Source organism: Paenibacillus aurantiacus, assembly GCF_042431225.1.
Lineage (GTDB): Bacteria > Bacillota > Bacilli > Paenibacillales > Paenibacillaceae > Paenibacillus_Z > Paenibacillus_Z aurantiacus.
Map to the genome: position 1 here is coordinate 1 of NZ_JBHMDO010000052.1, position 2,757 is coordinate 2,757.

At 44.8% G+C, this 2,757-nt stretch carries 2 protein-coding genes; one reads left to right on the forward strand and one right to left on the reverse strand.

The features are described from left to right. Positions 1 to 383 precede the first annotated feature (383 nt). Entirely contained in the window at positions 384 to 1,826 is a 1,443-nt protein-coding gene (locus ACFFSY_RS32395; protein WP_377502206.1) for an amino acid permease, read from the forward strand. On the opposite strand, the gene ACFFSY_RS32400 is transcribed toward ACFFSY_RS32395, so the two are convergent. Further along, on the reverse strand, positions 1,767 to 2,399 hold the full coding sequence (locus tag ACFFSY_RS32400; RefSeq protein WP_377502209.1) for a LysE family transporter: 633 nt from the start codon (positions 2,397 to 2,399) through the stop codon (positions 1,767 to 1,769). The genes ACFFSY_RS32395 and ACFFSY_RS32400 overlap by 60 nt on opposite strands. Between the last annotated feature and the right edge of the window lie 358 nt (positions 2,400 to 2,757).

Below are 2,757 nucleotides of genomic sequence, written 5' to 3' on the forward strand. Positions count from 1 at the left end.
TAGCTCATTACTTCACTAGCTTTGACATATCGCTCATTGTTCAGTTTTCAAGGAACAAGTGCCTGTCCACTTCAACGACAGGAATTACATCATACCACGTTTGTTTCATTCTTGCAAGTGTTTTTTAATCCGGTCGAGGGTACGAATCCCTTCAAGTAGATTTTACAACACCCTGCTTTATTGCGGCAGGAATGTTAGAATACCAGTTTTTCAATGCTAATGCAACCCTTTTTTAAAAAATTTGGACTCCTCCATTATTTCGGCGATCAACCCAAGCTTGTTTCAACCCGATAGTGCCCACTTTATTTCCTTTCTTACATAATAGGGGTTGTTTTGACTCATCCTACTTGAGGCGACTACAAATTAAAATCGGGGGAATTCACATGGACGCGACTACTCAAAAGGATTCTGCCCCCACAAACGGCAACGATGGGGAGTCCGGCAAGAAACTTAAATGGTGGCAGTTATCTTTGCTTGGTGTAGCCTTCACAATCGGAACAGGATATTTTCTCGGTTCCGGACTTGCGATCAAGATCGGTGGTCCAAGCGTATTGCTTTGTTTTTTGCTTGCAGCTATCGGTACTTATTTGGTCTTCGATGTCTTGGCACAAATGACATCAAACGATCCACTTGAAGGTTCTTTCCGATCCTACGCTAAAAAAGCCTATGGCCGCTGGGCTGGATTCAGCAGCGGCTGGGTGTATTGGTCTTCCGAGCTATTAATAATGGGAAGTCAGCTCACCGCACTTTCCTTATTCACCAAACTATGGTTTCCTAGCATGCCGATGTGGCTGTTAGCTGTTATTTATGCGATCCTTGGACTTCTAATTGTATGGCTAGGGACAAAGGGTTTCGAACGTTTCGAAAATGTCTTTGCCATGATTAAAGTTTCGGCGATCATTATGTTTATCGCCATTGCAGCTTGCGGATTGATAGGATGGCTTCATATCGGGGAAGTTCAATCTATTCCCGCCACGATAGGTGCTTATTTCCCTCATGGAGGCATTGGAGTATGGTCGTCGCTTTTGTTCGCCTTTTATGCTTATGGCGGTATTGAGATTATGGGAATCATGGCCACCCGACTTGAAACGCCACAGCAAGCGCCTAAGGCGGGGAAAATGATGCTTGCTTTACTAACGTGCGTTTATCTCGGCTCGCTTGTTTTGGCTATGATTCTCGTTCCGTGGGAAAAATTCAATGGCGAACATAGCCCCTTCCTGGTGGCTCTGAAGAGATTCAATATTGCGTATGTACCTGACTTCTTTAACGCGATTCTTATAATCGCCGGTTTTTCAACGATGACCGCCTCATTATTTGCAATCGTCAAAATGCTGGTCATTCTCGCTAAAGACGGTGACGCGCCTCATTTTCTCACGATAGTCAAACTGAATCGCCCGATGATGGCCATTGCGCTGACTGCAGCAGGTATGGTCATATCTATAGCCTTCTCGATTCTAATGCCAGGCAAAATCTACGAGTATATTACAACGGCTGCAGGTTTGATGCTGCTTTATAACTGGATGTTCATATTAATAACTTCTGGCCGGTTGTTGGAACTTACTACTTTCGGTAAGGCTAAACGATATGTCGGCCTACTAATTTTGCTAGCGGCAATGAGCGGTTCCCTCTTTCATTCCACGAGCAGGCCCGGCTTCTTTATCAGCCTTGGCTTTATTCTTGTCATAATCGCTCTGACCCTCTACATGAGATCAAAATGGCGTTCCGGTTCGGCTAGTCCAACTTCAACTGAAACAATTTATGTACTGTCAACCAAACATCAAGCGAGAAGCTTCAAAGCCAAAGTAAAGTCCAAAGGCAATAAGTGAACAACCTGATAACGTGGCTATGACCCGGAGTAAGCGATCCGATAACCAGCGGCGAAAAGAGCTCGCTATGCTGGCCATGGTTAGATCCCAAAGCATGATACCCAACAAAATCGCAAGGCTGCAAATAAGCAGCTTTGTTCCTGTGTGACTTACAGCTGCTTCCGCGATTACCGACCCATATATGCCGACCCAAAATAATATAGTCATCGGGTTGGATAGCGACATTAGGAAACCAGATAGAAACGATTTCGACAATGGTTGAATGTTCTGAGGACCGATCGCACTTAGTTGCAGCTTTTCGGCACGCATCAATCCTTCTACACCTGTATAGACGAGCACAAAACACCCGAATAACCACAAAAAACTCTTCATAAAGGGAATGGCAATAAAATGAACCAGACCTAAATAAACAAGCAGCATATAAACCATATCCGCGACCATGGCACCGATCCCAACAAACCAAGAATGGAGAAATCCCTTCTTAATCCCCGTATCTAATTGGGCAGCGTTAACTGGTCCTATTGGGGCCGACAAAGACAGGCCAAGCAACATATAACTTAACAATAAGCCCATTTCTAAAACCCTCCTGAATCATTATAAGGACACCTTTTCAGTGTGCCTTACTAATATATTCAGGTACGGCTGCTTGTACGACTAATTTCCATAACCAGTCCGATAGCGAACCATAGTTACAACACATACTATAATCAGCCTCATGGCGGTTGGCATACTACTCTCCCAAGCCCCTGCGGTCCAAGTGCTTCCGTTATTCAAGTCTCAATTGTACTAAGCCCAAGCAGATGACTACCCTTTCACCCCGCCACCGGCTCTAACAGCTGATCTTATCAAACTCGGTTGTTTTTGCTGCACATATGCCCATACAACAAAAAACCGACCACATCACTGTGGTCGGTCATTCGTGCTTGGCGAC

Excerpts from the sequence above, each read along its gene's own strand:
- ACFFSY_RS32395 (WP_377502206.1), top strand. The coding sequence starts at position 384 with ATGGACGCGACTACTCAAAAGGATTCTGCCCCCACAAACGGCAACGAT.
- ACFFSY_RS32400 (WP_377502209.1), bottom strand. The coding sequence starts at position 2,399 with ATGGGCTTATTGTTAAGTTATATGTTGCTTGGCCTGTCTTTGTCGGCC.